Below are 26,477 nucleotides of genomic sequence, written 5' to 3' on the forward strand. Positions count from 1 at the left end.
TTCACTCCCACATCATGCCACACCAGTGTACCGGCTGCGGCCACACGTTCGAAGACGGGTCGAAAGAGATGCTCTCGGGGTGTCCCGACTGTGGCGGCAACAAATTCCAGTTCCGACCCGCGGGTGAATCCTCCGAGATGTCATCGGGCGGCCAGTCGCCCAATACCTCCTCGGACGATGGACCGAAGCCGCTGAACACCGACGGTTCCTCAGTCGCCGAAACCGTCGGCCGGGCGACGACGCGCGTTCGAGATTTCGTTTCGTCCGGTCCCGAGGCCCCACCAGCAGACACATCCCAATCACCCTCAGCAGACACATCCCGATCGACGGAGCCAACCGGTTCTGCCGAACCAGACCCGACCGCCGAATGGCCCGACGACTGGAGTAACGACCCTGAAAAAGCCCGTCGGCAGAGTTCCAGTCGTCACAGATCGAACGAATCGGATGCTGAGATCGAATCGAGTACGAGCACCGCCGGCGACACCGCGAAGCCACGCGCCAAGCGCGGCACCACCGATCCCCCTTCCGACGACGACATCATCGACGCCGACGCGAACCATTCGGCTGCCGATGCCGTCACGAGCGAAGATCTCGCCCAGGCGAACGCGCGGTCGGATATCGTCTCCCCCGAAGAACTCGACGAACGCGCCGTCGAGTCGACTGACGATGGAACGGACTCATCCCCTCAGTCTACGGCGAACGAGGCGTCTGACTCCGCGCTCGCTGACGCGTCGACGGCTCCGTCCGAGGGAACCGTCGTCAGTGAACCAACCGGTGACCAACCGGACCTCACCGACCTTCGCGAACAGCTAAACGATCAGTTCGAATCGATCAAGATTCTCGAACCCGGCCAGTACGAACTCAATCTCATGGAGCTGTACGACCGCGAGGAGTACATCATCGCCCTTCAGGAGAACGGTCGATACGTCATCCAAGTCCCCGAACAGTGGATCGGCGAGGATCCGGACGATCGGTAATCACGTCCGACAACCGCATCCAACTACCCGCGCCCTGCACGAACCTTCGACTCCAACAGCAGTCCTACCGCGCCGGATCCACAGGCGGTTCAAGGCGAGTGCCTCGGGGCTTGACCCCGAGGCGGTTCACCCTGCCTCGCCGTCCAGACGATCCACCACGGCGTCCGCGTCGTACGACAGCGACAACGCGCGAGATCGCCCCCGCCCGCCGACGTCCGCGTACTCCGTCTCGATGAGCCCCAACTGTTCGAGTTTGTTGACGATCTCGGAGTATCTCGTGTATCCGAGATCGGTGGCCTCGCTGAACGCTTCGTAGACGTCACCCGCCTGCTCACCGTCGTGGTCCGCGAGGACGCGAACCAACGCCGCCTCCGACTCCGACAGCCCCCGGAGATGCCTGGAGAGGTGGACGTATTTCGCCTTCTCGTAGGCCGATTCGACGTCCTCGACGGCGACGTCCGTCGAGCCGCGCATTTCGGCGCTCAACCCCGCTCGCCGGAGGAGGTCGATGCCGACGCGAAGATCACCGCCGCTGTCAGCCGTGTACGCCGCGACGCGATCGAGCACCTGCGGACTGACGACCCCGTCGCGGAACCCCCGTTCGACCCGCTCGCTGAGGATGTCGACGATTTCCCGCTCACCGTAGGCCGAGAAGTACACGTCCTCGGGGCGGAACACCGACTGCACCCGGGTGTCGAGTTCCTCGATGACGTCGAGCCCGAGGTCCGACGAGACGACGACGACACCGATCTTCGCCCCCGAATGGGCCTCGTGGGCACGCAGAAGCGAGTACAGCGTATCCGACGCCTCACCCTCGTAAAACAGGTAGTTCACGTCGTCAAGCGCGACGACCAACACCTCGTCCTCCTCGACCAATCGGTCCGTGATCTGTCCGAAGAGTTTCTTGAAGGAGATCCCAGACGCTGGTGGTTCGTACTCGAACAGCCCCTCGAATAGTCGCGAAAAAACCGCGTACCGCGTCGAGTCAACCTGGCAGTTCACCCGGACGACGTCGACGTCGCTGACGCCTCGAAGTTTGTCGAAGAGCTTCTGGACCGCCGTCGTCTTCCCCGTACCCGGTGGGCCGCGGGCCATCACGTTGAGCGGCCGTGAACCCCGAACCGCCGGTCGGAGCGCGTACTTCAGCGTCTCCATCTGGTCATCGCGGTGGAGAAAGGTGTCCGGCAGGTAATCGAGTTCGAGGACGTGCTCGTCGCGGAAGACGGATTCATCCCACGAGAGCATATCGTCGTCCGCCATTTCACTTTCACCACGCTGGCCGCCATGTTAAGCCTTCGGGCGGGATCGACGCATTGCTGATGGCTTGAGACGACCACACCACTGACACAACCTGATTACTGACACAACCTGATCACTGACACAACCTGATCACTTGAGAGATCTCGTCACCTCAGTTCGAATCGGAATCGAACTTCTCCAAGAGATCCGCGTAGAACGCACCGCCCTCCGCTTCGGCCAACTTCTCGACGATGAGTTCCGGCGTCGATCGAGCGAGGTGATCCTTCACCGGCGATCGGTTCACCCGCAACTCTCCGTCCACCAGCCCGACCGCCTCGATTCCGTCGACGGTCACCTCGGCGTTCGTCCCGGTGGCTTCGAGGATCTCGCCGGCCAGATGGGAGACGAACACCGCCGTCGAGTCTCCCTCGGCCAGCGCTTCGAGAATCCCGGCGATGATGACGGCGCTCGCGCCGGGTTCCGTGATCGACTCCAGTTCGTCGACCAACACCAACCGCTCCCCCTGTCCGTCGACGAGATCGCCGAACTCGCGCAGCGTCGACTCGAACGCTCCCGCATCCAGCGTCCCTTGCGTCTTCGCCTGGTAGTGCAACGCTTCGAACCGTCGCAGTTGGACCGACTCGGCGGGTACTGGCAGTCCCATCTGCGCGACGATGACGACCGTGCCGAGCAGATCGAGCGTCGACGTCTTGCCGCCGCTGTTGACCCCCGACAACAGCGAGACGCCGTCGACCGCGTAGTCGACCGGCTCGACCGCCCCGAACTCGACGTCGAGGAGGGGCGAACGCCCGCCATCGATCGCGATACCGTCGCCCTCGAACGTCGGAAACGAACAGTCGAAATCCCGCGCGAACCGCGACACTGCGAGTTCGACGTCGAGTTCCAGCGCGGCCTCGACGAGCGCCTCGGCCGGCTCGCGCAGCGTGCCCAGCACATCGGCCACCTCGCGCTTCAGCCGCGTCGCCCGCCGATCCCGGTCGGCGATCAACTCCTCGCGCAACCGGTCTATCACCCGGTCGTCGTGTTCGACCGGAAACGTCGGTTCCTCCTCGAACGCCTGTCGAGCCAGTTGCTCGTAGTCGTCGATCCCGAGTGCGTCCACGAGATGCGCGCGCGCCGCCTCGATCGCGGCCGCGAACTCGCTTTTGAGCTCCCGTTCCAGCAACGAATCGACCCCAGCACCCCGTTCGACGAGCGACAGGAGGTCGGCCCCCTCGATCGTCACGTCCCGCTCTTCTATCGCCGTCCGGAGCCTGTCGTTGGCGACGTTTTCGGCCATCGAGACGGTCGCGTCGATGTCGTCGATCGCCGTTTCGAGCTCGCGAAGTCGGTCGTCGTCAGCGACGTTCCCATCGTCGTCGAGCCGCGACAGCCCCGCTTCGAGCCGTTCCATCCCCTCGTCGAACCCGCCGATGTCGGCGGCCGACGGCTCGCACTCCATCCCCGCTCCGAGATCGGTTGCCGCGTCGTTGACTGCCACCGCCGCCCGAAGCCGCGCCCTGTTGTGCGCGAAAAACGCGATCGTCCGCTCGGGGACGATCGACCCCGGATCGTCCATCGCGTCCGGCCGCACTCGAACGTCGACGTCGCCGTCGAGGTCGATCCCGGCGAACGCCTCGTCCAAGACGACGACCGTGGAGTATCCCCGGGCGAGATCCGAGACGTCGCGCGCGTCCTCGATCAGCTCGACGCTCAGCTCCGGAACCGCAGACTGCGCCTCGGCGTACATCTCCGCGTCGCTCGTGGCCAGGCACCGATCCCTGACGCGCACTTCCCGCGGCGCTTCGAGCGGCTTGACGCCGGTCAACGCCTCCAAAAGCGCCGGTGTCGGTTCCCGTTCGACCGCGTCCTCCGCGAACGCTCGGACCTCGTCGATCCGTGCCTTCGAGGCGCTTGGATACAGTGTCTCCAGCCGCTTGCGGCCGTACTCGGTCACCGCCCGATCTTTGAGCAACCCGAGCACGGCTTCGTACAGCTCCTCGGCGCGATCGGTCGCGAGAAATCCATCGCTGTCCCCGTGCCGATGCCGGATCGCCGCCCGCGCGATCCGCGCCGCCCGTCCCTCGCTGATCCCCGGTGCCCGCGCGAGTTGCGCCACGTCGCCGTCGGCCAGCGCGCCCGCCGGATCGTCGAGTTCGGCCAGCCGCTCGGCTGTCTTCGCCCCAACGCCCGGGATCGACTCCAGCTCCTCGATCTCCATCTATCGGTCCCTGCGTCGCCCCGCAGCAAAATCCCATCGCTCGTCGGAATCGGAGATGCCCGCCCGAAATATCGCGACCGCCTACATGAGGTACGCGATCGCCACGCCACCACGCCGCGACCGCCTACATGAAGTCCGCGATCCCGCTCTGTTTGTTGGTGTCGTCCTCGAACACCGACTCGACGGCGCGGTCGAGGATCTGGAGCCGCTGTTTCGTGTACTCCCGACAGCCGTACTCCTCGGCGACCTGAATCGCGGTGTCGATGTACTTTTTCACCGACCCCTCGTGTACCGTGAGGTTCACCCGGCCGCCGCACTCCCGGCAGTCGCCCGTCAACGGCACTCGGCGGAACTTCTCGCCGCAGTCGAGACAGCGCGTCTCCTGGCGCGAGAAGGCCCGGAGGTTGCCGATGATGTCCGGTAGGAAGTGATACTCGATCACCCGCTCGGCCACGTCCGTCTCGTCGACGGACCGCAGCTTTCTCGACAGCTCCAGCTGGGCGTTCATCTTCTCCATCATGTCGCCCAGGGTCTTGTACGCCGACAGGTCCGGCCCCGCGGCGATGTTCGTGGTGTCGTGGGTGTGTTCGAAACCGCGGTACTGCTCGTCCGTGCCGAGTGTGTCCTCGCCGAGCTTGATCAGCTCTTCGACCTCGCCCGGGTCGGCCATCCGCCGGGTCGCCTCGTAGAATTCGCGGGGGTACTCGGAGACGATGTCCATGTTGTGCGCCTCGTCGTCGATCTCGGCCGGATCGATGCGCGAGGACATGACGAGCGGAGCGTCCATCTTCCCGCCCCGCTGGTCCGGGAGAAACGTCTTGGAAAAGTTAAGTATCCCGTCCATGAGCAGCATCACGCAATCTTCGTCTCCATCGCACTGCTTTGTCCCCACGTCATTCGCGATTAATGCGTTGGTCTCGGTGACGGTAAGACAGTACACGGCATCTAGATCTGCCTGTTCGTACTCGACCGTATCAATGCTCTCAACGAGGACATCGTCTGAACCACCGTCGAAAACGCGTCGGCTACGAGCCGGGATGTTCTCGACTTGTGTCGATAGGGCGATCTGCTTCCGAGTAAGGTGGAATCCAACGTCGTTGTAAAATTTGACCGTATCCGCTGAAGAGATCGTCAACACGTAATGGACTGCGGATCTACTCTCGTCATCCTCGTCGTAGTACTCGGGGAAGTTGTTTTTAAGTTGGATCGGGGTTCGCGCATCGACCCGTGCTTTAATCCCCAACCGCGTGAGCGCTCCGAGCAGGTCTTCTTTTAATTCTTGACTGACTGTCGTCGCGTTAATTACGAGTCTTCCGTCTTCAACGCTGCCGTCCCCGCTGAAGTATCCACTGAGATACGCGCTCAGGAGATCACTATCTCCTTGAAGTATGCACTCCGGAATTCGCTTATTCGCTGCACCGGTCCCTGCGTTAAGTACATCGTCGAAGAAGGTCCGTAGCAGTCGACCGGATGCGGTAATCTTCGCGTCGTTTTCGACGTACGGTTCGACACCGAACGCCGATTCGAGCGATTCGAGATAAAACTCTCGGGCTTGCGCTTCCGTCCCGCATATCGTCGTCTGCTGAATCGTCCCTTTAGCGGTTTCTTGTTCCCGTGTAAACCCTTCGGCGGCATAGTACCCCAAGAGCGTTGCAACTCCTTCGTCTAGTTCGACGGTCCGATCGATCGAAGTTGAATCACCGCGAAGGCCGAGCGAGACAGTCTCGGGAAGCGTTCCCAGAAGATCACTCACATCATCGAAGATCTCCAGTAACAACGTGACCGGGATCCGCTCTCTGTACAGATAGTTACTGAGCGATTTTTTTGTCATTCCAAGATACTCAGCAGTGCTTTTCAACGGATAGAATCGACCATCCCAGTCGTTACTGAGCACTTCTTCGAATATATCGTAGAGCTCTGCCTTCGACATCCGTTCAATCATCAGCCGATCAGTCGGTACTGAATCGAGCTGGAGAAACTCCTCTAACAAATCGAAGGTGGCCGGTTTGGAGTCGATTACATCGAGATGTCTCGGCGTCACTAAATGATCTTCTTCGGACAACTCCGAGGCATGCTTCCCAACCACTGTTCCCGTACTGGTGTCGTAAACCTGCATCTCGTGATCCGGCGTTATGGTTATTTCACGCCCGCTTCGCGTCTCTACTCGGACCATATGTTCCGGGGCCGCGTGTTTGGACACCGCAGCAACCGATTTTTGAACTAACTCGCCATCTTCTGTCAGTGAGGGAACCGATACCTCGCCATCCAATTCCTGTATCAGCGTCCCGAAATCATCCGATTCGGGATCCTCGAGTCGCGATTCGACCAGCGTCTCGATCCGCCGGTGATGCCAGCCGTCGTCGTCCTCGTACCAGAGTTTCGTCTCTGGATGGAAGCAATTCCGACGTTTCGCGGCGTGAAAGTACGGATGAGCGTATCCGACGGCGGCCGACGTAAAACCAATCACTCTCCCGACAACTGCGGCGGAAGTGTGCGGTGCCATCCCGAAGACCAACTCGCCGACCAGGTCGTCGCGGTCGTCGAGGTCGTAGTACCGATCGAGTCCGTAGTACTGCTCTAAGAGATCGTCGACGAAGTCCGCCGTGCGGAGCATGTGTTCGGCGGCCCCATCGGAGAGCACCACGTCCTGCACCCGCAACTCGACCAGCTGCTCCTCGTGGGTCAGCGGCTGACCGTGAATATCCGTCTCGTAGCCCAGCGACTTGAGCTGGCCGACAGACACGTCCAACTCGGCGGCCCCGACCGACGTGACCGGCAGGTCCGTCATGTCGTAGCGGACGGTGCCGTCCTTGAACGACGAGACCCCGTTTTTCGCCCGCAGGATCCCCTTCTCGATCGGCTCGGGAACCTTGTGCTTCGAGGCGAGCCCCTGGACGCCTTTCAGCACGTCGAAGGCGTTCTCGCGCTCGCCGACACTCGCGAGCGCGGATCGGTACTCCGCGTTCACGTCGATCGTCGTCCGCTGGATGGCGTCGGCCTCGCGCTCGCAGTTCGGACAGACCGCACGTCCGGACTCGTCCGGTTCGATGTCGATGTCGCAGTTGTGACAGAGGTAGTGTGGCTCGGTGACGGCGTTGCACTCCGGACAGCGCGCGCGGAACGTCGAACCCGAACACTCGGGACACCGGCGGCGGCCGACCTGCGCTTCGAACTCGCCGGGGGTGTCCTGCATCGTGTCGGCGTGTTTGGCCGCGTCGGCGACGTTGCGCTGTGGGCCGCCCGTCTCGCCGATCGGAAACAGCGTGTGAACCGCCGGCGAGAGATCGCGCTTTTCGGACTTCTCGGGTCGCCCCATCCGACAGCCGATCCGGGTCGGTGCGCGTTCTCTGATCTCGAACGGGGCGACCTCGTTGACCGCCTTGATCGCGCTGTTGCCGTCGTCCCACGCCCGCGCCGCTGCCGACAGCTCCGTCCACGCCCGTTCGAGGCCGTCCGTCAGGCCGAGCGATCTCACGAACGGGACCGCGTCGGGGATTGTCAGCGTCTCGTCGCCCTGTCGGTGTTCGACGAGGAGCACCTCCAGCGCTTCCCGAACCGGGTCGGTGTTCGGCACGACGAGCGTTCGATCGGCGTCCGATCGTGGCGCGTCCAGCGCCGACCCGTCGGCCTCGGCCCAGTTCCCGTCGCTTACGGCCACCGCGAGCGCTTCGAACCGATCGACGTCGATGTCGTGCCACAGGTAGGTGTATTCGGGGTGCAGCGGCGCGTCGAACTCCTCGGTCCACCGAAGCGCCTGCTCCGCGTCGGGGTGTTCGAGGTTCACGCGCGGGGCGTCCTCCAGCGCCTGCACGTCCGCGCCGGCGGCCTCCATGTCCCGCTTCCACCACTCCGGCGCGTACCCTGCCGGGGACAGCGGGTGGTTGTTCTCGACGAACTCGCCGAAGTTCACGAGGTACTCGCCCAGATCGAGGATCGCCTCGACGCCGTTTCTGATCTCCAGCGCCTCGGCGGGGTCGTCGATCCGGCGAACGTCGCCGTTGGCGAGCCGAACCGTCGGCCCCTCGATGGAGTCGACCGGGATGACGCCGCCCGCCTTTCCGGGGCGTTCGGTCTTGATCTGTGTGCCGGTCGCGAGAAAGTCGTCGACGAGGTGCATCGTCGCCGGATGGACGCCGGCCGTCGCGAAGCCGTGGTTGCGCGATCGGCCGTATCGGAGCCGAAAGCCCCCCGCTTCGGAGGGGTGGCCGAACACCGGTCGCCCGGCGATGAGGTCTCTGAGGAACTTCGTCGCCGGCTCGGGTCGGATCGGGCCGTCGGTATCGTCGCTCCCATCGTCTTCGTCGTCCTCGACCGCGTCAGCTACCGTTTCGTCGCCGTCAGCGTCGCCGTCCCGGTCCGTCGGCGCGTCGGCCTCCCCCTCGCCGTACGTCCCGTCGATGAGGTCCTGTAGCCACGGCCAATCGACCTCGTCGAGCTGGGAGGTGTACCGCTGGATCTTCGGCGCTTTCTGGGCGATCCCCTCCCCGAGGACGAGACACATGCCGCCGCGGGCGTTGTTGGTGTCGACACGCTCTAGGTCCCGAAACCCTGAGACCTCCTCGTCGCCCGTCGCCTCGCCGTCGAGCATGACGGGGAGGTGCTTCGCGATGAACTTCGCCTCCTTGTCCTTCGGCGCGTACTGCAGTCCCGTCTCGTTGTCGTACAGCGACAGCTCCTCGGCGTAGCGCTCGATCTCGTCAGTCCGGGCCCTGTACTTCTCGACGCCCAAGAGGGTTCGGGTGTAGTCGGCGACGAGCACCGACAGCGCCTGCGCGGTCCCCCCGGCCGATCGGATCGGGCCGGCGTAGTAGATGTTGACGAACTCGGTCCCGTCGTCGTTCTCGAGCAGTTCGACGCGGTCGATCCCCTCGATCGGCGCGGCGACGACCCCCTCGGTGAGCAGCGCGACGGCGGTCCGGACCGCGCCTTCGATCTTCCCGGCGCGGGTATCGTAATCGCCGACGGATCCCTCCGCGAAGTCCGTCGCGAGTTCGAGCGCGGCCTCCTCCCGCGAGAGGTCGGGATCGTCCTCCATCTCGCGGACCCGCTTCGCGACGCCGTCGATGCCGAGGATGTTCTCGACGCGGTCCGCCATGTCCTTCGCGATCGGGATCTCGACGTCGTCGGTGGGATCACCGCCGCGCTGGCGTGCCTCGCGAGCGACCGTTAGGGCGTCCTCCAGTCCGGCTTCCAACTTCCCGAAGTACCGCTCGTCGTCGGGGCGCATCTACAGGGTCCACGGATCCGCATCGATGATCCCACGGTGTTCGAGTCGATCGACGTACTCGCGGCCGCCTTCGACGCGCTGATAATCCATACCGGGCCAACACCCCGCGGAAGCAAAAAGTTGTCCGCCCCGCGACTCCGTCCCCTATCGCCAGTCGTCGACTGCGACGGTCGTCTCCGTCGGCATCGTGAGATAGGCCTCGTCACGGCAAATCTCGGCGATTACGAGCTGTTCGCCCGCATCGTCCTCGTCGACCGATGCCATGACCTCACAGTCGGAGACCGTCACCGGAGCCGCTTGGTTCTGCGACATATATGGTAATAGTTGACAGTGAGTATATAACGGTGACGATGTGAGATGGTGTCATACCCGGCGGAACGCTCGCAATCGGCACCGATCGCTCTTTTACCCAATAAATACGCCGTCGGTTTCGAGTGATGAAGCGTGGCGAATCCGGAGAACCGTCGTCGGATCGAAGAAGCAGGGCAACAGCGGATTCGATCGACCGCCGGCTCACGAGAACTTGTGGACCGTCATGTCGAGCGTGTCGAGGTCCACGACCGGCGCGAACCCAGCGTCGGGATCGATGTTGACGCTCTTTTGGAAATCCGTCTGGGCCTGCCAACAGCCGGAGTTGACGGCGACGACGTTGCGGTATTTCCCCCAGCCGAGTTTGTGCACGTGGCCGGTGTGGAAGATGTCCGGCACCTCGTCCATGACGAGATAGTCCTTCTCCTCCGGGGCGAGTCGCGTGTGCCCGCCGAACTGCGGGGCGACGTGGCGCTTTTTTAAGAGCTGGTACATCGCCTTGTGCGGTTCGTCGTAGTTGGCCTTCTCCTCGGGTAGCTCGGCGATCACCTCGTCGAGGGAGACGCCGTGGTACATCAACACCGACACGCCCTCGATCGTGACCATCGCCGGGTTCGAGACGATCCGGGCGTCGTGGGCGGTCATGATCGATCGCAGCTCGTCGTCGAACCCCGGCTGCGGTTCGGCCAGACGGACGGCGTCGTGGTTGCCGGGGATCATCACGATCTCGAGATCGCCCGGCACCTCCTTGAGATACTCCGAGAACTGCCGGTACTGATCGAAGATGTCGACGATGTCGAGCTCCTCGTCCTGATCGGGATAGACGCCGACGCCCTCGACCATGTCGCCCGCGATGAGCAGGTACTCGATGCGCTCTGCCTCCTCGGTGTGCAACCACGAGGTGAACCGGTTCCAGGCGTCAGCCATGAACTCCTGGCTGCCGACGTGGACGTCGCTTATGAGTGCCGCCTTGACGTGTCTGTCGGCCGTCGAGGGTTCGTAGGTCCGCGGGACGTCGGGGAAGTACAGGTCATCGACGAACAGGATCCCGCCGTCGTCCGACAGCGTCCCGTCGACGGCGATCACCTCGTCGAACAACAGCTCCTCGACCAGCCCGGCGATCGCCTTGTCCTTCATCACCAGACACGGGAAGACGCCGGTCGTGTCCTCCAACTCGATCAGCCAGTGGCCCGACGCCGTCGAGCGAATGTCCGAGACCATCCCGACGATCCCCGCGTCCCCGCCGCCGGGACTGGCCTGCAGCGCCGTCGCGTTTCGGTGGTTCACCCGGCCTTTGAGCTTCCCGGCGAGGCGGTCGTATCGGTCCCGAAACGTCGCCACGAAATCGTCGTACTCGCCGGTTCCGGTCGAGTAGCCGGTCATGTCGTTGCCGATCTCGAGCGATCGCTCGACGGTTCGATCGGCCGTTTGAGCGGCCGTTCGGGCAGCGGTCGAGCCGCCGGTATCGACGCCCGCTCGATCCGCTTGAGACCCCTCCGTTTCGACTGGAGACGAAGCGCTACCATCCCGCACTCGTTCGCTCTCAGTTCCACCCGAAACAGAGGGGTCTTGCTCGCGCGAACCGTCGGCACTCGCGGGGGGATCGGCAGGTCTCGCGCTCGAATCGCTCCCGCTGATCGGATCCCGACGCGCCCGCGGACGGTTTCCGAGCGCTTCGCGAACGTCTTCCGCGGTGAGCTTCAACGTGTCGTCCGGCGTCGCCTCGACGGCGAGCGCCAGCGCTCCGGCGACGTCTTCCGCGCCGGCCAGTAGCGTGATCGCCTCCCGATCGGCCGCGTAGCCGTGGCTCGCGAGCTCGCGGGCGATTCGCGCTGGCTCCTCCAGTGACACAGCCGCACGTCGTCGCCGTCGGTCAAAAGGATAGCGAACCGGAAAGCGCCAGCCTCGACCCGCGAACGAAGCCACATCGAGATATTAATGAGTATTCCTGAGATATGCTTCAGGTATGCCCAAAATAAGCGTGGAGATCCCGAAGGAACTGCTCGACGACCTGGACGAACACGTCGGCGACGACGGGAAGTTCGTCAACAGAAGCGACGCGATCAGATCGTCGATCCGCAAGACGCTCGACCTGCTCGACGAGATCGACGCTCGGCACGACCGGCTCACAGAGGACGATGAGTAGCGCGACCGCCACCCGAACCCATCCGTCCCCACAGGCCGGCGCGATCGTGCTGGCGGCGATCTTTGTCGCCTCGCTCGCGACCGCCCAGTTGACGGCGGCGAAGGTGTTGGCGTTCGAACTCCCCTTTGCGGTCCCGCTCGCCGGCGCCGAGTTGGCCCTGCCGGGCGCGGCGCTCGCGTACGCGCTGACGTTTCTCGCGTCGGACTGCTACACCGAACTCTACGGGAGACGGGCCGCGCAGGTGCTCGTCAACGCCGCCTTCGCGATGAACTTCCTCGTGCTCGCGCTGGTCTGGAGTACGATCCTCGCGCCCGCCGCGCCGTCGAGCATTGACCCCGGCGCGTTCGAGACGGTGCTCGGCGCTTCGACCAACATCGTCGCGGGCAGCCTGCTCGCGTACGTCGTCAGCCAGAACTACGACGTCGTCATCTTCGACGCGATCAGAACGTGGACCGACGGCGATCACCTATGGCTGCGCAACATCGTCTCGACGGGGACGAGCCAGCTGCTCGACACCGTCATCTTCGTCGGCGTCGCCTTCTGGGCCGTCCCGACGCTCTTCGGCATCGGCCCGCAGCTCCCAGGCGCAGTCGTCGTCTCGCTGATGGTCGGGCAGTACCTCCTGAAACTGCTCATCGCGATCCTCGACACGCCGCTCGTCTACCTCATCACGGGCGCGGTTCGACGTTCCGAATCGACGTCGGCTTGAGATCCGTGCGGCCGATCCGAACCCCTTTGCCGTCGTTTGAACCAGCAACATTTTCTGCTATGCAATAAAAACGTGACGAATTCGTGCGGGTCAGTGGCACGATCGAGGTAGCTTCTTCGGTCGCGCTATCCATCTCCCTCGGTATGTCGACGCAAACCGAAACCGCGACCGCGACCGCGACGGAAACGATCCCCGGAAACTGGAAGGCGGGCGTCGCCGGCGGCTTGGGCGGCGGCCTCGTCTTCGGAATGCTGATGACGATGATGATGCCGAACATCCTGGAGACGGCGATCCCCGTCATGTACGGCATCGAGGGGCCGGCCGGCGGCGTCGGGTGGGTCATCCACATGATCCACGCGGCGATCCTCGGCGTCGTCTTCGCCGCTCTCCTCGGCGGTGCCGGGTTCGCCGGCGCGTCCGTACAGCGACAGCTCGGAGCCGGCATCGCCTACGGGCTCGTCCTGTGGATCGTCCTCGCGACGTTCGTGATGCCGGCGTGGGTCGGCGCGATGGGGCCGATGGCCCCGCCCGTCCCCGACGTCAACCCGATGAGCGCCGTCGGACACGTCGTGTACGGGGCGATCCTCGGGGGCGTCTCCCACGCGCTCGAGGGGCTATGAGCCGCGCAGCCAGGGCAGGAACGACCCCTCGAGGAACCCGACGAACTCGACGACGCCGAGCGCGAGCGAGACGAACAACACGACTAGCACCGGACCGCGAGCCAGCCAGATCCAGTAGGTGCCGAGCGGCCCCAGTCGCCCGATGCCGCGGCGCAGTTCCTCGATCGCCTCTTCGGACCACTGCCATGCGACGTACGCCGTGAGCAACAGCGCGCTGAGAACGAGCAGTATTCCGTCGGCAAGCTCGTCGTACAGCTCCAACAGCACGGTGTCGTAGGCCGGCCCGAGACCGAGGACGAACAGCGCACCGCAGACCAACGCCGTCGCTCGTGCTCTCTTCATCCCGCGCTCGTCGATGGCGTAGGAGACGACGACCTCCGTCAGGCTGATTGCGCTGGACAACGCCGCGATCACGACGGTTCCGAAGAAGATGGCCCCGATGAGCCCGCCCGCCGCGAGTTCGCCGAACGCCGCCGCGAGCGTGATGAATATCGCCCCGACGCCAGGTTCGCCGGGATCGATCCCCGCGGTGAAGAGGATCGGGAAGACGATCAACCCCATGGCGACCGCGATGGCCGTGTCGAACGCGATGATGACCACGCCGTCGGCCGCCAGATTCCGTTCCTCGCCGAGGTAGGAGGCGTAGGTGATCATGATCCCGAACCCGAGCGAGAGCGTGAAGAACGCCTGCCCGGCCGCCGCAGGCAGGATCGTGGTCCACTCGGCCGCGATTGTCCCGAGATCCGGAGAGAGGTAGTAGCCGTACGCTGCGCCCGCGCCGTCGAGCGTCGCGGCCCACACGGCGAGGGCGGCGACGATGGCGACGATCGACGGCACCATGACTTTCGCTGCCAGCTCGATCCCGCGGCGGATGCCCAGACCGACGATGGCGACGATGGCGAGCAAGAACAGCGCGTGGAAGCCCACCGCGTCCACGCCCTGCGCCAGGGCGGCGAACTGCTCACCGGCCGCCGCCGGGGTGTCGGAGTACCCGTCCTGCAGTCCGAGGATGGCGTAGCGGATCGTCCACCCCGCGACCACGCTGTAGTACGACATGATGACGAACGTCGTCACGACGAATATCCAGCCGAGGTGCTTCCAGATGCCCCGTCCGATCTCGTGCATGGCCCCGACCGGATTCCGTCGCGTTCGACGCCCGACGACGAACTCGACGAGAATCGCCGGTAGCCCGACGAACGCGACGAACAGCAGGTAGATGAGGACGAACCCGGCGCCGCCGGCTTCGCCCGCCACGAACGGAAAGCGCCAGACGTTCCCGAGTCCGACGGCGCTCCCGACCGCGGCGAGGATGAACCCGATCCGCGTCGACCACTGTTCGCGGCCCCTCTCAGAAGGCATACGGTCGGATTCGGCGCGATTACTGATAAAATCGCCCGTCTCCAGCGTCTCCGTGAACCGTCCTTATTGACGTATTCAGACGCCCTCGACGGTCGACCGATACGCGCGGATCGACTCGAGCGCCGCCTCGATGTGCTCGGCGGCGGCCTCCTCGCCCGCCGCGATCTCCGTGAGGATGTGTTCGTGGCGCGCGATCTTCCCGTGGTCCGGCCCGCGATCGGCGTTCGACAGGGTTTCGAACGCGGCCGCCTGGTCTTCGAGTCGCTCTCTCGCCTCGTCGTCCTGTGCCGCTTTCGCCGCCTGTTCGAGTAGTTCGGCCGCGTTCTGGAGTTCGTCTCGGGTCATGACTGTACGTTCGCCGTTCTCCATTAAAACCCCTCGGCCGGTCGGGGTGGTCGTCGCATCCCTCTGGATGCGAACCACGCTCTCCAGACACCTCTCTGCCGGTCCACAGCGACACTACAGAGTGGTTGATTCTTTGACGATCTTGTCGTCCTCGACGGTCACGACACCCTTGCTCTCGAGACTCCGAATGGCTGCGTCGATCCCCTCTGACGGTAACCCAACTCGTTGGTCTAAATCGGAACGAGAAACCGAGCCTCCGACGGCCTGTAGAACTTCGAGTTCCTCATACACGCGTTCCGTGATGGCTTCCACGGTCGTGGAGAGCGGTGTCCTGATGTTGTGCCGGTCGGCGAGTGCCAGCAAGGCCTCGTTGACGTACGTGACGAACAGCTCCTGCCCGAGCAAGTCGATCTGCCGTTCCAGCTCCGCCTCGACGATGTCGAAGTCGAGGGCGGTCTGCACCAGTGCGAACATGTCGTCGATGTCGTCGGTGCGCCCCGCGACGCTTTTAAAAAGGAAGACGTCTTCGGCACTGACCAGCGCGACAGTTAGTTCACCGGCAACGAGATGTGTCACGCTCCGCTGGCGCATCCCCTCTGAGAGAACGAGCTTGTCGACTATCTGCTGGTTGAACACGTCGATCCGACAGCCGTCCTCGTTTTCGAGGATACGCTGTGCCCCGAGGTCGTCGTACTCCTCTCCCGGTTCCTCGACCACCTCGTAGCCGTTCTTCAGCAGTACTGTCTGGAGGTGACGGAGGGCGTCCCCGTGGGTGACGACGAGATCGATGTCCTTCGTCGTCTCCTTGAGATCGCGAAACGCCATCGATCCACCGCCTATCAGGTAGACCGTCAGCGGTGTTTCGAGTTGGTCACCGATACGCTCCAGTTCGGACCGGATGTACTCGCTGTCGAACCGCGCTCTCATACTGTCACCCCGTATTCGTCGGCGAGGTCACGGAACTCCTCCCACGTCGGGAACGACGCCGTCCGTTCCGCTCCGTGGGTGTCGAGGTACTCGAGCAAGCCGGCCACGGCGTCCTCCACGTCGTACGTCGCCGCAAGGGCGAGTAGTTCGTCTCTGTCGATGTCCACCGTACTGAGCAGGAGGAGGCAGTACGACCGCGACCTCGTGTCGTCGCCGATCACCAACATGTGGCAGCACAGCTCCGCGGGCGATACCCCGTCCTTGGACTCGGAGTACAGGTAGTAGCGACGCTGGCGGGCCAGCAACGGAAGGTCGTAGTCTTGGAACCGCTCCGGGCCAGTCACGTGGAACGCGTCTGCCTCGATCGGTTCGTCGGACTGGACGAGGAATTCGTCGAGCGACTCCCAGAGGATGGTGTAGGTGTCGACGTGCGCTTCCACTCGATTCCGGTTTTTGTGGTGGGCGAACTCGCGTGCCAGCGTGGCCAGCTCCTCGAACTCGTCGTTAAGTGTGAATTCTCCGTCGTCGCGGTAGACGATGCCGCGATGCTGGAGCGGCGACAGTGACCGGTAGACTGTGCTACGGTGGACGCCGGCTCGCTCCGCGAGATCGGTCGGCGACGCCGGATCCTCGAGATGGTACAGTACCCGGAGGGTCGCGCCCGCGAGGAGTTCCGGGAAGGGGATGTGGGGGTATCGTTGGACGAACTGATCGAACAGCTCGATCGCTCTGGCACTCGACCGATGGACGTGCTTGGTCTTTCCCGACCGAGCGGCGTGAACGAGGCCCTTCTCCTGCATCCCGTCGACGAGTTCGGAGACGTAGTTCACGCTCCGATCCAGTTTCTCGGCGAGGTCGGAGATCGTGGGCCCGCCTTGAGCGGTCGCCAGCACGCGGAGTTCGGCCTCGGTGTACATGTGTTGCGATAAAACGATTTGATCATAAAAAGGTTCGCAATATTGCGACAAACAATCCGTCCGGGTTCTCGATCCCAGCTCGGAACTATCCGATGTCCCTTTCCGATTCGACCGCGTCTCTCTCCACATGAACGCGAATTCGCCGGCAGTTCCACGGCAGAACACATCAAATGATTTGGTGAGATATCCATGACGCGAAAGGACGACTACTACAACCGGGCCAAACAGCAGGGCTACCGATCGCGGGCGGCCTACAAGCTCAAACAGCTCGACGAGGATGCGGGCCTGATTGGCGACGGCGACACGGTCGTCGACCTCGGAGCCGCACCGGGCGGGTGGCTCCAGGTCGCCAAAGAACTCGCGGGCGAGGGCGGCACCGTCGTCGGCGTCGACCTCCAGCGAATCAAGCCGATCGACGGCGTCGACACGATCCGCGGCGACATGACTGACGCCGAGACGCGAGAGAAGATCGTCGCCCGCGTCGGCGGCGGGGAGACGGACGCCGAGGGCGACGGCGGCGTCGACGTCGTCATCTCCGATATGGCACCCAACATGACCGGCGAGTACTCGTTGGACCACGCCCGCTCGGTGTATCTCGCCCGGACGGCGTTCGAGACGTCGCTCGATCTGCTCGCGCCCGGCGGTGACTTCGTCGCCAAGGTGTTCGAGGGCCCCGACACGAACGACCTCCGAGCCAACATCGACCGGGAGTTCGAGTACGTCCGGACGATTCACCCGAAGGCCTCGCGCGATTCGTCCTCGGAGCTGTACATGGTCGCGAAGGGGCGGCTAACTGCGCCGGTCCGCGAGGGCGACCGCGTCGACGTCGAGATCGAAGCCGTCGGTAGCGAGGGCGACGGGATCGGGAAGATCGAGGGCTACACGCTGTTCGTCCCCGACGCCGAACCGGGCGACACCGTCGAGGTCGAGGTGACCGACGTGAAGCCGCGGTTCGGGTTCGCCGAATCGGTCGAATGACCGTTCCCGACCGCTGAAGTGCTCCGGAGGCGAGACGAACGCATGGCCGACGAACCGCACCCCCAGCTGACACGCATTCTGGAGCTGACTGCCGACGCCCCCAATTTCGAGGACGTGGGCGTCGCGGAGGCGCGCGAGGCGTTCGAGGCGATGGCGTCGTTCTCGCCCACGTTCGAGGTACACGAGCAGTACGACACGACGGTCGCCGGGGCCGACGGCGACCTCGACGCGCGGGTGTATCGCCCCGGCGAGGGCGACCGTCCGATTCTCGCGTTCTTTCACGGCGGCGGCTTCGTCATCGGCGGGCTCGACACCCACGACAACGTCTGTCAGCGGCTGGCGGCCGAAAGCGGTTGGACCGTCGTCTCCGTCGACTACCGGCTGGCCCCAGAACACCCGTTTCCGACGCCGCTCGAGGACGCCTACGCCGCGGTCGAATCGATCGCCGACGACCCGGAGCCGTTCGGTGGCGACGGCACGGTCGCGGTCGGCGGCGACAGCGCCGGGGGAAACCTCGCCACGGGCGTCACGCTCTTGGCTCGCGACGCCGCCGCGCTCGACGACGACGCCCCCGACATCGACCACCAGCTGCTGTACTACCCGGCGTGCGGGTCGCCGTTCGAATCCTACGGGAGCCGCGAGGAGAACGCCGAGGGCTACTTCCTCGAGCGATCGACGATATCGTGGTTCGACGAGCAGTACGTCCAGTCACCGACGCACGCGCGAAACGAGTACCTCGCGCCGCTGCTCGTCGAGGATCTCTCCGAACTGCCCGACGCGACGATCGTGACGGCCGGCTTCGACCCCCTTCGCGACGAGGGGATCGCGTACGCCGAGGCGCTCGAAGCCGACGGCGTCGCGGTCGAGCATCGCCACTACGAGTCGATGATCCACGGGTTCGTCAGCTTCATCGGACGCGTCGACGCGGCCGAAGACGCGATCTCGGTCGGTGCGGCGGCGCTCGATCGGCGCTGATCACTCCCCGGCGCGTCGCCCGGGCGTCCAGTCAGTGTCGAGATCGCGGTGGGTGAACGGGAGCGCGTCCTCGCCCGCGTACGTCGCGACGAGGTGGCCGTCGCCCTCCAGATAGTACTTGTACGTCGTCAGCCCCTCCAGCCCGACGGGGCCGCGGGCGTGGATCTTGCCGGTGGAGATGCCGACCTCCGCGCCGAGACCGTATCGATAGCCGTCCGCAAAGCGCGTCGAGGCGTTGTGGAAGACGCTCGCGGCGTCGATCCCGGTCATGAACGCCTCGGCCGTCTCGGCGTTCTCCGTGAGGATCGACTCCGTGTGCTTCGAGCCGTTCGCGTTGACGTGCTCGATCGCGTCGTAGACGTCGGAGACGAGCTTGATCGACAGTTCGAGGTCGCCGTACTCGGTCCGCCAGTCCGCCTCAGTCGCCTCGCCGATATCCACGATTTCGCGCGTCGCCGCGTCGCCGCGGAGTTCGACGCCAGCCGCCTCGTATCGCTCGACGAGTCCCGGCAGGAACTCGCTCGCAACCGATTCGTTCACCAAAAGCGTCTCGACGGCGTTGCAGACCGCCGGGTACTGCACCTTCGCGTCGAAGGCGACGTCCTCGGCCATCGAGAGATCAGCCTCCTCGTCGACGTAGACGTGGCAGACGCCCTCGGTGTGACCCAAGACGGGAATCTGTGTGTTGTCCTGAATGTAGGAGACGAACTCCGAGGATCCGCGGGGCATCACGAGGTCGACCTTGTCGTCCAGTTCGAGCAGACGGTCGACCTCCTCGTGGGCCTCGATCAGCTGCGCCCAGCCCGCCGGCAGGGTCTCGAAGCTCCCGTCAGTCGCCTCGCGGATGATCCGGTACAGCGTCCGATTCGATTCGTTGGCCTCGCTGCCACCCTTGAGGATCACCGCGTTCCCGGACTTCAGCGCGAGGGCGGCGATCTGCACCAGCGCGTCGGGTCGGGATTCGAACACCGTCGCGATCACGCCGATCGGAACCGCGACCCGATAGAGTTCCAGCCCCTCGTCGAGTTCGCGCGCCGAGAGCGTCGCCCCGAGGGGGTCGTCCTGCTCGGCCACCGACTCGACCATCCCGGCGATGTCGTCGAGCTTCGACGCGTCGAGCTTCAGCCGATCGACGAGCGCCTGGGTGTACTCGCCGCGTTCGAGCATCGCCTCGGCCTCCGTCACGTCCTCGGCGTTGGCCGCGAGGACCTCTTCCTCGTGCTCGTGGATGGCGTCGGCGATCGATCGCAGCGCCGCGTTCCGATCCGCTTCGTCGACGTTCGCGAGGCGCAACGCGGCGCGCTGTGCTTCCGTCACCTGTCCGTCCGTGTCGTGTTCGTTGTCGCTCATCGGTTTACGTGTCGATCGGTGTCGTGTTCGCGCTCACTCATCTTCCTCACCGTTTATCGGGACGAATATGGTTCCGGCCGACTGTTCGGTGGCGATGCGCTCCAATACGTCCGGCTCCGCCGATCCCGCGATGATCGCCGGGATGCCGTACTCGCTGACGTCGCGCGCGCCCTCGACTTTCGTGCGGATCCCGCCGAAACCGGCGGTCGTGCTCTCCTGTACTAGCCGCTGGACCGCGTCGTAGTTCGCGCCCACGGCGTCGATCAGTTCGGCGTCGCCGTTCTCCTTCGGATTGCCCGTGTAGACGCCGTCCACGTCCGTCAGCGTCACGAGCAGATCGACATCGAGACCGATCGCCACCGACGCCGAGAGCATGTCGTTGTCGCCGATCCGGAGCTCCTCGGTCGCGACCGCGTCGTTCTCGTTGATGATCGGGACGACGCCCCACTCCAGCAGCGTCTCGACCGTGTTCCCGAAGTTCGTAAAGCGCTCCGGGGTCTCCAGATCCTTCCCCGTCAGGAGGATCTGCGCGACCGTCTGGTCGTACCGCTCGAAGCTCTGGGTGTAGTGGCGCATCAGGTGGCTCTGCCCGACGGTCGACAGCGCCTGGCTCTCCTCGATCACCTCGGTCTCCTGGTCGAGCCGCCCGCGCCCGGCCCCGACCGCGCCCGAGGAGATCAGGATGACGTCCTTGCCCCGATTGCGGAGGTCCATGATGTCCGCGACGAGCTTGTCGAGCTTCACCCGATCCAGCCGCGAGTCCTCGTCGGTCAGCGAGTTGGTGCCCGCCTTGACGACGACGAGCTCGGCCTCGGCCGCCAGTTCCCGCGCCTGCGAGACAGTGCGAGGATCGACCGCCTCGATGGTGGCTGTCTCACTCATCCCCGTCCTCGAACGCCTCTGCCAGCTCCTTCGACCGCCGCTCGGCCGCCGCGACGGCGTCGACGACCGCCTCGTCGGCGTCGCTGTCCCACAGCACGTCCATCCCCTCGATCGTCGTCCCGTTCGGCGAGCAGACCGCGTCGATGAGGTCGTCGACGCTTCGGTCGTCGCGGAGCACGGTCTCGGCGGCCCCCTTGAACGTCTGCGCCGCGAGCGTCTCGGCCTGTTCGGGGTCGAGTCCGCCGTCGATCCCGCCCTGCTTCATCGCGTCGATGAGGTAGAACGCGAACGCCGGGCCGCTGCCGTTGACCGCCGTCGAGATGTCCATCAGCTCCTCGTCGATCTCGACGAACTCGCCGACCTCGTCGAGCAGCGCGCGGACCTCGTCGGTGAGCCCCTCGTTCGTCGCCGCCGCCGCCATGTTCCCGGTCTCGGCGGCGAGGTTGGGCATGATCCGGACGACCTGCGCTTCCGTCTGTCCGGCGACGAAGTCCCGGGGCACGCCCGCCGCCAGCGTGACCAGCGTCTGCTCCGCCGACAGGTCGAGATCGCCGAGCACCGCGCCCGCGATGTCCGGCTTCACCGCGAGAATCACGACGTCGGACGCTTTGGCCGCCGCCGTGTCGTCAGTCGTTTCGGTCGCGTGATCGGCGACTCGTTCGAGCGCGTCGGGATCGAGATCGATCGCCGTCAGGTGGTGTGAGCCGCTTCGAGCGAGCCCCTTTAAAAAGGCTCCGCCCATGTTTCCGCAGCCGATTACGCTCACTCGTGTCATCTTACCCGTACCGAGTGGATCGAAAGCTATACAAACTACGGTTTTCGAGTGCCGACGCGGGGGAGGCCGCCGTTCGCGGTTCCGACCGCCGCTGCGTTTTTATTTCGCCGCGCCGTTTTTCAAATCGTGTGGCCCGGTCAACCGTGGGGGAACCAGGGGAGAGACAGCACGGATGCTGCCGCCAATGGCGAGCGATTTCGTCGTCGGCGAGGACGCCGACACCGCCATCGAGCACGCGCTGGGGTGTAACGCCGACGGGATCGAACGCGCCGTCGAACTCCAGAACGCGACGCCGTACGGCCTCGCCGGCTCGATCATCTCCGAGGACTACCGACAGATCAACTACTACCGCGACAACGCGGAGGTGGGCCTCACCTACGGCAACCTGCCGTGCATCGGCGCGGAGGTCCAGTTACCGTTCGGCGAGGTGAAAACGTCCGGCAACGGGTACCCGTCGGCGCGCGAAATAATCGAGGCCGTCACCGAACGGACTGCGTGGACGCTGAACAACTCGCCGGACATCGAACTGGCGCAGGGGTTGTCGGCGGAGCTGAAAACCGGCGACGAGTAGCTCCGAAGCGCAACCGTTTCGGTCCGCCCTCTCGTACCTCGGCCCGAATGGACCCGTCGATCGGCTCGGTGCTCCTCGAGGAGGTGCTGCCGCGGGTGGCGACCATCGCGGTCGCCATCGCCGGCGGCGTCGCCGTCGCGAACGCCCTCGTCGCCTTTGGCGCGATCCGGTACATCGCGGCGCTGTCGAAGCCGCTGACCCGCCCTGCGAACCTCCCCGACGAGGTCGGCGGAGCTATCCTGACGACCGCCGCGTCGACGACTGCGGGCTACGGGATGCTCGCCGAGTACCGCGACTCGGGACTACTCGACGACCGCGCGACGCTCGTCGCCGTCACGATCAACACGTTCTTCGGCTTCGTCCAGCACATCTTCACCTTTTACGCGCCTGTGTTGATCCCGATCCTCGGGCTCAGAGTCGGCCTGCTGTACGTCGGCACGCGCGCGGGCGTCTCGCTCGCGATCACGATCACGGGCGTCGTCGCCGGGGCGTTCCTGCTCTCGGCTCGAAACGTGAACCCCGACGCGATGCGCGAGGTCGATCCCGAGGCTCGAACCGACGGTGGCGACGACCGGACGAGCCGCGAAAAGCTGCTCGACGCCGGCCGCGGCGGCCTCGAGAAGACGTGGGAGATCCTTCCGCGGCTCGCGGTCGTCTACACGCTCGTCGTCCTCGGGACGACCTACTACGACCTCGAGGCGCTGACGGGCGGGGCGGCCGATCCGCTCGCGGCGCTGACGGGGCTACCGAGCGCCGCCGTCCCCGTCATCGTCGTCTACGCCCTGGATACGACGAGCGGCGCGCTGACGCTCGTCCCGTTCATCGAGGACGGCACGTTCACCGCCCGAACCGCCGTCGCGACGATGCTCATCGGCGGTATCGTCTCCTTCACCGTCTCGACGTTCAAACGCTCGATCCCGTTCCAGTACGGCATCTGGGGCGCGGAGTTCGGGACGAAGGTCGTGATCGTGAACACGGTGCTGAAGGTGGCGTGGATCTCGGTCGCGCTCGTCGTCCTGCTCGCGATCTGAGCGTCGCGGCGACGAGGGGCGCGCCGACGGCCCAGTCTGGCCGGGTTTTTGTCCGCCGCCACCGTATCGCCGCCGTGAAACTCCTCGCGACGACGAACGGCGGGCTGGAATCGATCGCGGCCGCCGAGATATGCGACCTCGTCGATGGCGACGCCTCCGTGCACCACCGCGGCGTCCTCGAGTTCGACGCCGACGTCGAGGACGTGTACGAACTCCACTACCGGAGCCGAACCCTGCATCGGCTCATGGCGGTGGTCGCCGACGGCACCGTCGCCGAACTCGAGGACGTATACGCGTTGACGGCGCGATCGTCGATCCCCGATCGGCTCCCGAACGAGGAGTTCGGCGTCGTCGGCACTCGCCACGGCTCCCACGAGTTCACGAGCGTGGACGTGGCCGAGCGCGTCGGGCAAGCGACGATCGACGCCTACCGCGACGCGACCGGAACGCGGCTACCGGTCGACCTCGACGACCCGACCGTCCGGCTGGAGGCGTACCTGTACGACGACCGGTTCACGCTCGCGGTCGATCTGACCGGCGAGTCGCTGCACAAACGGCCCTATCGGATCTGCGAGCACGATGCGCCGGTCCGGGCGACGCTCGCGTACTCGATGCTGGAGATCGCCGGGTGGACATCCGACGAGTCGCTCGTCGACCCGATGGCCGGGTCGGCGACGATCCCGACCGAGGCCGCGTTGGCGGCGACAGAGGCGGTCCCGCGACCGGATCTCGACCCGGCGTTCGACGCGCTTCCCGGATACGACGGCGAGCGGTTCCGGCGACTTCGCGACGACCACACCGAAAAGTCACCGACGCTGGATATCGAGGCGCGCGAAAAACGGAAGCGGTGGCGACACTGCGCGCGCGTCAACCGTGAGGCGGCGGGCGTCGAGGACGGGTTCGAGATCGTCGAAGCGGACGCGCGCGAGGCGTCGATCGACGCCGACTGCGTCGTCTCGAACCTCCCGTTCGGCATCCGGACGGGGACGGACCTCCGAGAGCTCTACGGCGCGTTCGTCGACCGCCTCCGCGAGGGCGACGTGGGCCGTCTCGTCGCTCTGACCACGAAGCCGAACCTCATCCCGATCGAGCCGACGGTCCGATACGACATTCCCTACGGCCGCCTCGACGCGGCGATCGTCGTCTGGGAGCCGTGAGCCCCGAACCGTGCGACACACTACCGCTTCTCACCTCCGGAGCATCCCGATACCTTTATGAACAATCATGAAATACGTCTGAGTACATGCGAGACACCACTCGCCGCGATTCGTCGCTCGCTCTCGGGGTACACGTAGCCTAACTCTTCTCGTCCGTACCGACGCCGATCACCCCGAACCCGACCCCGACCCAAAATGAGCACGAACCCGCAGACGACGACCGAACCGCACCAGACCACGCAGACGCCCACGCCGACGACGGAGATCGCCGCCCGCCGCGGCACCGACCCGTGGGCAGCCCCCGGCGAGACGCCGACTGATTCGCCCTCGGCGCACAGCCAACGACAGTTCGAGCCCACGGCTCGCGACCGGTTGAAGAACCTCGTCGACGAGGAGAACGCCTACTGCGAGTAGGCCGCGACGCGCCGCCTTGACACCGCTACTCCACTTCCAGTCCCAACTCCTCGGCGAGTTCGCGCGACTCGTCGCTGATGATCCGCTTCTCCGCGGATACCTGGTGGGCGTGCGTGCCCTCCAGCTTGCAGATGCTCGCCGCCCACGGCGCGACCGAATCGGCCCCCTCGGGCGTGAGTTCCTGATGGGTGAGGACGCGCAGGTACGTCGTGACGTTGACTCCGCCGCTGTACTTGGCGACTTCGAGCGTCGGGAGCGTGTGGTTCGTCCCGACCGCCTTGTCGCCGAAGACGACCGGCGCATCGTGGCCGAGGAACAGCGAACCGTACTCGTGGAGGTCGTCGATCAGCCGCCGGGGCTCGTCGACCATCACCTGCAGGTGCTCGATCGCGTAGTCGTTCGCGATTTCGGCGGCTTCCGCGAGGTCGGCGGCGAGGACGATCTCGCCGTTGTCCTCCCAGCACTCGCGCGCGGTCTCCTCGGTTCGCAGGGCAGGGAGCTGGGCGTACAGCGCCTCCTCGGTCGACTCGGCGACGCCCTCGTCGGTCACCACGAGGATCGGCCGCGACCGGGGGTCGTGCTCGGCTTGTGCGAGGAGATCCGCCGCGACCATCTCGGGGTCCGACGTGCCGTCGGCGATGACGAGCACCTCGGTTGGCCCGGCGAGGAAGTCGATGCCGACCCGGCCGTACACCTGCCGCTTGGCCTCGATGACGAAGATATTCCCCGGCCCCGTGATTTTGTCGACGCTCGGGATCGTCTCGGTGCCGTACGCCATCGCCGCGACGGCCTGTGCGCCGCCGGCGACGTACACCTCGTCCGCGCCGGCGCGATCCATCGCGTAGAGTTGGGCCGGCTGCACCGACCCGTCCGGCTGCGGCGGCGCGCACGCGACGACCGTCTCGACGCCGACGACTTTCGCGGGCACGATCGTCATCGCGGGCGCGGCGACGAGCGGGTGGCGACCGCCGGGGACGTAGACGCCCGCCGTCTCGACCGGGAGCAGGCGGGTACCGAGCGTGACGCCCGGTTCGAACTCCTTTTCGAAGCCGTCGAGGTGTGCGAACTGCTCCTCGTGGAACTCGCGGACGTTCTCGATCGTGTTGTCGATCGTCCGGCGCTCGGCCTCGGTGAGCGCCTCGGCCGCCGCCTCGATCTCTTTGTCGGAGACGCGGAGCGCCTCTCGGTCGACCTCGTCGAACGTCCGCGTCAGTTCGCGGACGCCGTCGTCGCCGCTCTCGCGCACGGTGTCGACGATGTCGCGGACGGACTCGGTCACGTCGTGGGGGATCTCCAGCGATGCGTTCTCGGCTTCCTTGAGGAACTCGTAGTCGGCTCGCATACGCCG

The 26,477-nt window shown here is 65.2% G+C and carries 22 protein-coding genes and 1 pseudogene; 10 read left to right on the top strand and 13 right to left on the bottom strand.

The features are described 5' to 3' along the window. Window positions 1-14: 14 nt before the first annotated feature. Window positions 15-977 carry an OapC/ArvC family zinc-ribbon domain-containing protein gene (locus DM868_RS09560; RefSeq protein ID WP_137276655.1) on the top strand — a complete coding sequence of 321 codons (963 nt, stop codon included), beginning with the start codon at window positions 15-17 and terminating at the stop codon, window positions 975-977. A gap of 126 nt (window positions 978-1,103) precedes the next feature. Here DM868_RS09560 and DM868_RS09565 read toward each other — a convergent pair whose 3' ends face one another. The 5 genes from DM868_RS09565 to DM868_RS09580 all read right to left on the bottom strand — a co-directional run bounded on the left by DM868_RS09565 (window position 1,104) and on the right by DM868_RS09580 (window position 11,824). Beyond that, window positions 1,104-2,237, bottom strand: coding sequence for an ORC1-type DNA replication protein (locus tag DM868_RS09565; RefSeq protein ID WP_137276656.1), 1,134 nt, complete (start codon window positions 2,235-2,237; stop codon window positions 1,104-1,106). Window positions 2,238-2,388: 151 nt separating this feature from the next. After that, window positions 2,389-4,437: a helix-hairpin-helix domain-containing protein gene (locus DM868_RS09570; protein WP_137276657.1), complete on the bottom strand. Its 2,049-nt coding sequence runs from the start codon at window positions 4,435-4,437 to the stop codon at window positions 2,389-2,391. Window positions 4,438-4,561: 124 nt separating this feature from the next. Further along, window positions 4,562-9,664, bottom strand: a complete 5,103-nt coding sequence (gene polC / locus DM868_RS09575; protein WP_137276658.1) for a DNA polymerase II large subunit — start codon at window positions 9,662-9,664, stop codon at window positions 4,562-4,564. 144 nt (window positions 9,665-9,808) lie between these two features. Next, window positions 9,809-9,976: a DUF7556 family protein gene (locus DM868_RS15125; RefSeq protein WP_170964472.1), complete on the bottom strand. Its 168-nt coding sequence runs from the start codon at window positions 9,974-9,976 to the stop codon at window positions 9,809-9,811. A 201-nt stretch (window positions 9,977-10,177) separates the two neighbouring features. Next, window positions 10,178-11,824 (bottom strand): DNA-directed DNA polymerase II small subunit, encoded by a 1,647-nt coding sequence (locus DM868_RS09580; protein WP_137276659.1) that lies wholly within the window; start codon window positions 11,822-11,824, stop codon window positions 10,178-10,180. 115 nt (window positions 11,825-11,939) lie between these two features. On the opposite strand from DM868_RS09580, the gene DM868_RS09585 reads away from it, so the two are divergent. The 3 genes from DM868_RS09585 (at window position 11,940) to DM868_RS09595 (ending at window position 13,448) form a co-directional block, all read left to right on the top strand. Continuing rightward, a complete protein-coding gene (locus DM868_RS09585; RefSeq protein ID WP_137276660.1) occupies window positions 11,940-12,119 on the top strand; it encodes a ribbon-helix-helix domain-containing protein in 180 nt (59 codons plus the stop codon). After that, window positions 12,112-12,828, top strand: a complete 717-nt coding sequence (locus tag DM868_RS09590; protein ID WP_137276661.1) for a queuosine precursor transporter — start codon at window positions 12,112-12,114, stop codon at window positions 12,826-12,828. The genes DM868_RS09585 and DM868_RS09590 overlap by 8 nt, the downstream gene beginning before the upstream one ends. Window positions 12,829-12,971: 143 nt before the next feature. After that, window positions 12,972-13,448, top strand: a complete 477-nt coding sequence (locus tag DM868_RS09595; protein ID WP_137276662.1) for a histidine kinase — start codon at window positions 12,972-12,974, stop codon at window positions 13,446-13,448. Here the strand turns inward: DM868_RS09595 and DM868_RS09600 are convergent. The 4 genes from DM868_RS09600 to DM868_RS09615 all read right to left on the bottom strand — a co-directional run bounded on the left by DM868_RS09600 (window position 13,443) and on the right by DM868_RS09615 (window position 16,996). Continuing rightward, complete coding sequence (locus DM868_RS09600; protein WP_137276663.1) at window positions 13,443-14,807, bottom strand: sodium-dependent transporter; 1,365 nt, start codon at window positions 14,805-14,807, stop codon at window positions 13,443-13,445. The two genes, DM868_RS09595 and DM868_RS09600, sit on opposite strands and share 6 nt — an antisense overlap. Window positions 14,808-14,882: 75 nt before the next feature. Then, complete coding sequence (locus DM868_RS09605) at window positions 14,883-15,152, bottom strand: DUF7553 family protein (protein WP_137276664.1); 270 nt, start codon at window positions 15,150-15,152, stop codon at window positions 14,883-14,885. Between the two features lie 114 nt (window positions 15,153-15,266). Beyond that, window positions 15,267-16,079: a DUF6036 family nucleotidyltransferase gene (locus DM868_RS09610; RefSeq protein WP_137276665.1), complete on the bottom strand. Its 813-nt coding sequence runs from the start codon at window positions 16,077-16,079 to the stop codon at window positions 15,267-15,269. Further along, window positions 16,076-16,996 carry a helix-turn-helix domain-containing protein gene (locus tag DM868_RS09615; RefSeq protein ID WP_137276666.1) on the bottom strand — a complete coding sequence of 307 codons (921 nt, stop codon included), beginning with the start codon at window positions 16,994-16,996 and terminating at the stop codon, window positions 16,076-16,078. The genes DM868_RS09610 and DM868_RS09615 overlap by 4 nt, the downstream gene beginning before the upstream one ends. Window positions 16,997-17,185: 189 nt before the next feature. Between DM868_RS09615 and DM868_RS09620 the strand changes: the two genes are divergently transcribed. Next, a complete protein-coding gene (locus tag DM868_RS09620) occupies window positions 17,186-17,974 on the top strand; it encodes a 23S rRNA (uridine(2552)-2'-O)-methyltransferase (protein ID WP_137276667.1) in 789 nt (262 codons plus the stop codon). A 42-nt stretch (window positions 17,975-18,016) separates the two neighbouring features. Then, window positions 18,017-18,949 carry an alpha/beta hydrolase gene (locus tag DM868_RS09625; protein WP_137276668.1) on the top strand — a complete coding sequence of 311 codons (933 nt, stop codon included), beginning with the start codon at window positions 18,017-18,019 and terminating at the stop codon, window positions 18,947-18,949. Here DM868_RS09625 and DM868_RS09630 read toward each other — a convergent pair whose 3' ends face one another. From DM868_RS09630 to proC, 3 genes are read right to left on the bottom strand one after another with little or no spacing between them, the layout of a single operon-like run. After that, window positions 18,950-20,299, bottom strand: a complete 1,350-nt coding sequence (locus tag DM868_RS09630; protein ID WP_137276669.1) for a glutamate-5-semialdehyde dehydrogenase — start codon at window positions 20,297-20,299, stop codon at window positions 18,950-18,952. It lies immediately after the preceding gene. Window positions 20,300-20,332: 33 nt separating this feature from the next. After that, a complete protein-coding gene (gene proB, locus DM868_RS09635; protein ID WP_137276670.1) occupies window positions 20,333-21,181 on the bottom strand; it encodes a glutamate 5-kinase in 849 nt (282 codons plus the stop codon). Further along, entirely contained in the window at window positions 21,174-21,956 is a 783-nt protein-coding gene (proC, locus tag DM868_RS09640) for a pyrroline-5-carboxylate reductase (protein WP_137276671.1), read from the bottom strand. Before proC ends, proB begins: the two co-directional genes overlap by 8 nt. Window positions 21,957-22,215: 259 nt before the next feature. Here proC and DM868_RS09645 point away from each other — a divergent pair. The 4 genes and pseudogenes from DM868_RS09645 to DM868_RS09660 form a co-directional block, all read left to right on the top strand. Beyond that, window positions 22,216-22,527: pseudogene (locus DM868_RS09645) on the top strand (aldehyde dehydrogenase family protein); the annotation flags it as partial. Window positions 22,528-22,574: 47 nt separating this feature from the next. Beyond that, entirely contained in the window at window positions 22,575-23,558 is a 984-nt protein-coding gene (locus tag DM868_RS09650) for a nucleoside recognition protein (RefSeq protein ID WP_137276672.1), read from the top strand. Window positions 23,559-23,632: 74 nt separating this feature from the next. Next, window positions 23,633-24,715 carry a THUMP domain-containing class I SAM-dependent RNA methyltransferase gene (locus DM868_RS09655; RefSeq protein WP_170964473.1) on the top strand — a complete coding sequence of 361 codons (1,083 nt, stop codon included), beginning with the start codon at window positions 23,633-23,635 and terminating at the stop codon, window positions 24,713-24,715. Between the two features lie 195 nt (window positions 24,716-24,910). After that, a complete protein-coding gene (locus tag DM868_RS09660) occupies window positions 24,911-25,129 on the top strand; it encodes a hypothetical protein (RefSeq protein ID WP_137276674.1) in 219 nt (72 codons plus the stop codon). Window positions 25,130-25,154: 25 nt separating this feature from the next. Here DM868_RS09660 and hisD read toward each other — a convergent pair whose 3' ends face one another. Further along, window positions 25,155-26,471, bottom strand: a complete 1,317-nt coding sequence (gene hisD, locus DM868_RS09665; protein ID WP_137276675.1) for a histidinol dehydrogenase — start codon at window positions 26,469-26,471, stop codon at window positions 25,155-25,157. Window positions 26,472-26,477 lie beyond the last annotated feature (6 nt).

Origin of the sequence: Natronomonas salsuginis, from assembly GCF_005239135.1 — an archaeon.
Classification (GTDB): domain Archaea; phylum Halobacteriota; class Halobacteria; order Halobacteriales; family Haloarculaceae; genus Natronomonas; species Natronomonas salsuginis.